The organism is Bacillus sp. Medicinal_06, assembly GCF_056711665.1.
Genome location: NZ_JBWYHD010000017.1, coordinates 57154 through 64064, shown reverse-complemented (window position 1 = coordinate 64064; position 6911 = coordinate 57154). Strand labels below are relative to the sequence as shown.

Here is a 6911-nt window from a genome sequence, read left to right as displayed (position 1 = left end):
CCCCATCTGGTTTTGTTGGGTTATCTCCGTTGTTATCCCCATCTGGTTTTGTTGGGTTATCTCCGTTGTTATCCCCATCTGGTTTTGTTGGGTTATCTCCGTTGTTATCCCCATCTGGTTTTGTTGGGTTATCTCCGTTGTTATCCCCATCTGGTTTTGTTGGATTACCTTCATCCTTCTTTTTCGTTAAATCAATTGCATATTTCGCAAACTCATTTTCAGACGGACCAACATATGAGATTTTTCCATCTTTCGTAATATATTTCTGTGCATTTGGTGAAGAATCAAATGTAGTATTTAATTTTTCAGCAGCGATTGGTTTAAACGCCCAGTTTTGGTCTGCTGTCGGATTAATAACAGGTGTTTCTTGCATATATTTCGCAATGATTTGACGTGTTTCATCTTGAGATTGATATACAACTTCACCTTTACTTACTCCAGGGAATGTTTGACTACTACCACGATAATTATTTGTAGCAACAATAAATTCTTGATTATCAGCTATCGGCTTTCCATTATATGTTATATTCAAAATACGATTTGCATTTTGGTTTACTACTTTTCCATCTTTATCATATTTTGCTGGTTGTGTAACATCAATTTCGTATTTTACGCCATCTAAAATATCAAAGTTATATGTAGGATAGTTTACATTTACTAATGACTGTTCTTCTGCTTTAGCTGGATCAATTTGATTGAACTGACCTGCAGACATTTCAAGCCATTCTTTTACTTGTGCGCCGTTTACTTTTACAGCATAAAGTGTATTTGGATACACATATAAGTCAGCAACGTTTTTAATCGCTAAAGTTCCAGCTGGAATATCGGTATAATAAGTTGCACCATTTCGGCCCCCTGCTTTAAAAGGTGCCCCTGCAGATAATACTGGGAGTCCTTTATATTTGCTGTACTGTCCATTTTCAGTAAATAGCTTTTCTACATACCATTTCTGAGCATTCGTTACAAGCTGTACAGATGGATCATCTTGTACAAGTGAAAAATAACTATTAATTGGCGCTGTCGTTTTACCGACAGGTGTATTTACATATTTAATTGTCGCTTCATGATCATCTTTGATTTCATCAACTAATCTCTTATCAGATTCTACTAACGCATTTCCTTTACTATCAGAAATTGGACGGACACTTGGAACCGATTTATCTTTTTGAACTTCCCACTTACCGTTTACCTTTTTCAGTTCCATATCAATAATACCTAAATTACTTCCGAAAACACCTGGCATTACAACTGGAACACCGTTAAAATTGTCCGTTATTACTGTATGAGAGTGTCCCATTAACACCGCATCCACATCAGGAACTTTCGCTAAATAATAGGATGCATTCTCCATCCCAGCATTATAACCATTTTTATCAACGCCAGAGTGCGCTAATGCAACAATGATATCTGCACCCTCGGCTTTCATTTTTGGAACCATTTTCTTCGCAGTTTGCACAATATCTTTCGCTTTTACTTTCCCTTCTAAATTCGCTTTATCCCACCCCATAATTTGCGGTGGTACAAAGCCCATTACACCGATTTTCACTTTTTGCTTTTGACCAGACTCATCTTCTACTTCTTTTTCAAAAATATGGTATGGTTTAAAATAATTTTTATCGTTTTCTTCATTATTATCGCCATCTTCTTTGTATACATTTGAATTAATAACTGGGAACTGTGTTTTACTAATTGCCTTATTTAAGTAGTCCAAGCCATAGTTAAATTCGTGGTTCCCAAGAGAAATGACGTCATACTTCATTAAATTCATTAAACGATATAGAGGGTGAACATAGTCCCCATCCAAACCTTTTTGCGCCACATAATCCCCAAGCGGTGTTCCTTGTATCGCATCTCCATCATCAAATAGCACAGAGTTCTTCGCTTCCTCACGTGCTTTGTTAACAAGGGTCGCAGTTTGAACAAGGCCGACTTTATTATCCGTTTTTGTTTGATAATAGTCGTAGTTCATTAAGTTAACATGAATATCAGAAGTTTCTAAGATTCGTAATTTAACTGTACTCCCCTCTGCTTGTCCCTCTGCATGAGCAACTGTTGGCAACACTTGCGGAGCCATAATGCCTAATGCAAGAGTTGTCCCCGCTAACACTTTCTTTGACTTCTTCACAAAAAATCCCCCTTATAAAATTGTCCCTTCAAAAACAAATAAAATGAGTTTCTCATCAAACTCTAATAAGGTATTCTCTGTTTTCTTCATATTAGAGCGACGTATCTTCACTTATCTGACATTATCATATCCAACATACTTTCATATCGTCAATTCATTTTGACATATTTCTACAAAATTTCTGTAAAGTTATTGTAAACTTTCCATAAAGATATAATAAGCCCTTCCATTGCTTACGCAGCTGAATATGATACAATTACCAATTATAAGGAGGATGGATTTATGAAAAAAGTCATCTTAATTATTGTTTGTCTCCTCCTTCTAATCATTTCTTATTCACATTTTGAAAAGAACGATGAGACAACAAAACAAAAAGAAAAATCAGCATCATCTACTCCTCATTGGATTGACAAACAAACGAATGACTCGTTTTATCATCTTGTGTTAGGTGATTCGCTTGCAAAGGGATATGGCTCGACACAAGGAGGGTTTGCTGAATTAGCTTCCAAACAAATAGAGGAACAAATTCATAAACCGATTAGAGTGGAAAACCTTGGAGTAAATGGACTTACAACAGATCGTCTCGTTCAAAAAGTTCAGGCAGAAGAAGTGCAACAAAAAATTAAAGAAGCGAATATAATTACCATTAATATTGGAGGAAATAATTTATTTCGTTTAAATCGCGATGTAGGTGTTATAGATGGTATTAAAATGTTAAATAAAGAAAAGGCTCATTTTGAAACAGACGTAAAAAACATTGTAAAGACAGTTCGGAACCTGAATCCGAATGCTTTACTCATTCTATCTGAACTCTATAATCCTTTACAACTCGATGATTCAATTGCTTCTTATGCAGATATGTTTTTAGATGGCTGGAATGATGCAGTTTATGCAATTTCAAAAGCGAATCAACCGTCCATTGTTTTACCAATTCGAAAGTTAATATCAAATGATAAGAAAGATTTACTATACGACCAAGTACATCCAAACGATAAAGGCTATGAGATTATCGCTAATGCATTTACAAAGCAAGTATTATCCTATAAATATTGAGGGTAAGCCGAACAATTCTATTTTTATACGATACCTTTTTTGTTACAATGATAATGGAAGGGGGCCTTTATATGGAATCACGTGAGTGGGAACGTATTGTTGATCATCTTCTTTCGTTAGTGCCTCTTTTTTATCGCAAATTTATGCTTCCTGGAGAATTTTCTTCACAAAGGCACATGCCACCGTCACATACACAGGTGTTACTGCTATTGCATGAACGTGGCACATTAGCAGTGTCAGAAATCGGAAAGCGGTTGGCGATTTCAAGGCCAAACATGACACCTCTATTAAACAAATTGATTCAGGAAGAACTCATAGAGCGTCATTATAGCGAAAAAGATCGACGGGTCATTTTAATTTCTCTTACGGCTGAAGGGAGATCATTAGTAAGTCAGTATCAACAATTTATTTTAGACAAATTAAAAGAAAACTTTCAAACATTATCTGAAAGCGATCGTGAACAACTCATTCACTCGCTTCAAACCATTCAAAATTTAATTTTGAAAACAAACGTGTAAAGCTGCTTCCAAAAGAAGCAGCTTTATGATTCATAATAATTTCCATAATATGAATTTGAATATGGCCATGTCATTAAGTACGGTCTTCTTCCCTGAGAAGGTTGCGCCTGTTGATATACTCCAACCTGTTGCCGTATATAAGGAGCGGGATAATAATTCATATATGGATATACTTGAGGTACATAGTAATAATACATTTATCTTCTCCCCCTTTTCCTTAAACATATTCAAGGTAGAAAATGAATGTGACATTCTTTATAGTTGTACAAGCAATTTATATACTGTAACACGTGTCTTTTCATAAATTATATATGGAAGACCTCTCTATTTAGAAAGGTTTTTCGCATTTTGAAATAAACTTACTAATAATGCTTTTTGAGCGTGCAATCGGTTCCCCGCTTGCTCAAAGACAACGGAAGAAGGCCCATCTATAATTGTTCCTGTTACTTCTTCTTCACGATGAGCAGGTAAACAATGTAAGAAACGATACGTCGCTTTCGCATGCTGAACAAGTTTTTCGTTCACTTGAAACGGCTCGAATAAATTATATTTCCCTTCCGTATCTTCTTGCCCCATACTCATCCAAACGTCAGTATAGATAAAATCTGCATTTTTCGCTGCCAACTCCGGGTTATTCAAAATTTCAATATTCGCTCCTGTCTCATTTGCAATTTCTAGTGCACGCTTTACAATTTGTTCATTTGGTTCATATCCTGGGGGAGTGGCTACTGTCATATGCATACCGACTTTTGCACTTGCCAAAAGTAAAGAGTGGCATACGTTATTTCCATCGCCTACGTAAGCTAGTTTAATTCCTTTAAATGTATGGACCTCTTCATAAATTGTCATCAAATCTGCTAATGCCTGACACGGATGATGATCATCTGTCAATCCATTGATAACAGGAATACTTGCTTCCTTCGCAAGCTCCTCTACATCCGCGTGTGAAAATGTACGAATCATGATCCCATCAATATAATGGGATAATACTTTTGCCGTGTCTGCAACACTTTCTCCTCTGCCGAGCTGCATTTCTTTTCCACTTAGAAACATTCCATGCCCACCGAGTTGTACCATCCCCGCTTCGAAAGAAACACGCGTACGAGTTGAATGTTTATCAAAAATGAGTCCTAATATTTTCCCGTTCAATAAAGGTTCATGCTTATTCTGTTTTAAATAAATAGCAAATTCAATTAGCGCAATTATTTCCTCTTGTGCTAGTTCTTCCAATGTTAAAAGATCTTTCGTTTGTAATTTCGGTACTTGAATAGTTGACATAGAAAATCCCCCTTATAATATTGATGATTTTTGCGAACAAATGACTTTTTTCATTATATTTACTGCTTTATCTATTTCTTCATTCGTTACAATGAGCGGTGGTAAAAGTCGTAAAACATTGGTTCCAGCTTGTAATACAAGAAGACCCTCGTGTTCTAACTGTTCGATCATTGATGCGACGTCACACTTACAAACGACTCCAATCATAAGGCCTTTTCCGCGAATATCAGTAATCCATTCCAGATCATGGAATTCTTTTTTTAGTTTTTGTAGTAAATATTCTCCTTTTACATTAACTTCTTGTAAAAAAGATGATTGCTTTATAATTTGTAGCACCTCTTTCGCTGCTGTCATTGCCATATAATTTCCACCAAAGGTAGAGCCATGCACTCCGGCTGTAAATGCAGCCATAAGCTCTTTCCCTCCAAGCATTGCCCCAACCGGAATACCATTTCCAAGCGCTTTTGCCGCTGTAACAATATCTGGGGATGTTCCCGTCTGTTCATAAGCAAATAATGTTCCTGTTCTTCCCATTCCGGTTTGTACCTCGTCGATTATATAAAGGGCTCCATAATGTCTACATAACTGTTCTATCTCTTGTAAAAAAGGGATATCAGCAGGTAAGACGCCTCCTTCTCCTTGAACAACTTCTACCATAACTGCAGCTACTTCTTCATTCATTGCCTCCCTAAGCGCTTCTATGTCATTAAAAGGAATATGTAAAAAAGACGGCAGAAGTGGTCCGAACCCCATTTTAACCTTCTCTTGTCCAGTTGCACTCATTGTTCCAAACGTTCTACCATGAAAAGACTGCTGAAATGTTAAAACAAGAGATCTTCCTGTATGCTTACGTGCTAATTTAAGCGCTGCTTCATTCGCTTCCGCTCCGCTATTACAAAAGAACACATAATCTAAATCACGCCCCTCTGTTAATAGTGCAGCTACCTTTTCTTGTACCTTGTGTGGAAAAAGGTTAGATATATGCCAAATTTCCTGTAATTGCTTTGTCATTGCTTCTACAAGCACAGGATGACAATGCCCTAAATTACATACAGCGATTCCAGAAGTAAAATCTAAATACTCTTTCGCATTCTCATCTATAACCGTTGTCCCAGTTCCTTGAACAATTTCAATACTGCGTCTCCCATATGTCGGAAATATATGGCTATTCATCCGATACACACCCCTTTTGTTACTGTCGTTCCAATCCATTCACCCGATGTTCCGATAAAAATTTTTGTACCATTTACAATGCTGACATGCTTAACTCCCATCTTTATTGAGGTAAGAGCTGCCTGTACCTTTGGAATCATTCCCCCTGTAATAACTCCTTCTTCTATGAGCTGTAAAAGCTCTGTTTCATCCGTATTCTTTAATAATTCTCCTTCACACAATATACCGTCTACATCCGTAATAAAGAGCAGTTCTTTTGCTCCGAGCGCATATGCAATTCCTGCTGCAGCAGTATCTGCATTTATGTTATAAACTTGATCTCCTCTTATTCCAATCGGAGCAATGACCGGAATATAATTTAAATCTAGTAATCCTTTTAATAGAGAAGTCTCTACACTGCTAACTTCACCAACATATCCAATCTCCTCATCAAGTGGCTGAACCCCAAGTAATTTCCCGTCACAACCAGAGACTCCAATTGCATGCAAACCATGCTTTTGAAAATTCATCACTACTTTTTTATTCGTACTTCCGCATAAAACCATTTGAACAATATTCATTACTTCTTTTGTTGTCACACGTAGCCCATTCTTTTTTTCAATTGGAATATTAGCTTGTTTTAGCTTTGCATCAATGTCTGGTCCCCCACCATGAACAACAATAACTTGATACTTTTGTTTCAGCTGCTTTATACACTCAAAAAACACATGGTCTAAACGATCTAACATACTACCACCGCATTTTACTACGATATACTCGCTCAT

At 36.7% G+C, this 6911-nt stretch carries 7 protein-coding genes; 2 read left to right on the top strand and 5 right to left on the bottom strand.

Annotated features, from left to right (window positions below):
- A partial coding sequence (gene cpdB / locus AC1M36_RS25170; protein ID WP_431613247.1) for a bifunctional 2',3'-cyclic-nucleotide 2'-phosphodiesterase/3'-nucleotidase occupies positions 1–2125 on the bottom strand: 2125 nt, incomplete at its 3' end.
- 282 nt (positions 2126–2407) lie between these two features.
- On the opposite strand from cpdB, the gene AC1M36_RS25165 reads away from it, so the two are divergent.
- Together AC1M36_RS25165 and AC1M36_RS25160 are read left to right on the top strand one after the other, a co-directional pair.
- Complete coding sequence (locus AC1M36_RS25165; protein ID WP_336450000.1) at positions 2408–3178, top strand: GDSL-type esterase/lipase family protein; 771 nt, start codon at positions 2408–2410, stop codon at positions 3176–3178.
- 71 nt (positions 3179–3249) lie between these two features.
- The gene (locus tag AC1M36_RS25160; protein ID WP_336450001.1) at positions 3250–3696 is read left to right on the top strand and encodes a MarR family winged helix-turn-helix transcriptional regulator; all 447 of its coding nucleotides are present in this window, start codon (positions 3250–3252) and stop codon (positions 3694–3696) included.
- Positions 3697–3719: 23 nt separating this feature from the next.
- On the opposite strand, the gene AC1M36_RS25155 is transcribed toward AC1M36_RS25160, so the two are convergent.
- From AC1M36_RS25155 to argB, 4 genes are all read right to left on the bottom strand, one after another.
- Complete coding sequence (locus tag AC1M36_RS25155) at positions 3720–3893, bottom strand: hypothetical protein (RefSeq protein ID WP_336450002.1); 174 nt, start codon at positions 3891–3893, stop codon at positions 3720–3722.
- Between the two features lie 127 nt (positions 3894–4020).
- Positions 4021–4974 carry an ornithine carbamoyltransferase gene (argF, locus tag AC1M36_RS25150; RefSeq protein WP_336450003.1) on the bottom strand — a complete coding sequence of 318 codons (954 nt, stop codon included), beginning with the start codon at positions 4972–4974 and terminating at the stop codon, positions 4021–4023.
- Between the two features lie 12 nt (positions 4975–4986).
- Positions 4987–6147, bottom strand: coding sequence for an acetylornithine transaminase (locus AC1M36_RS25145; protein WP_336450004.1), 1161 nt, complete (start codon positions 6145–6147; stop codon positions 4987–4989).
- Positions 6144–6911 (bottom strand): acetylglutamate kinase, encoded by a 768-nt coding sequence (gene argB, locus AC1M36_RS25140; RefSeq protein ID WP_336450005.1) that lies wholly within the window; start codon positions 6909–6911, stop codon positions 6144–6146. The genes AC1M36_RS25145 and argB overlap by 4 nt, the downstream gene beginning before the upstream one ends.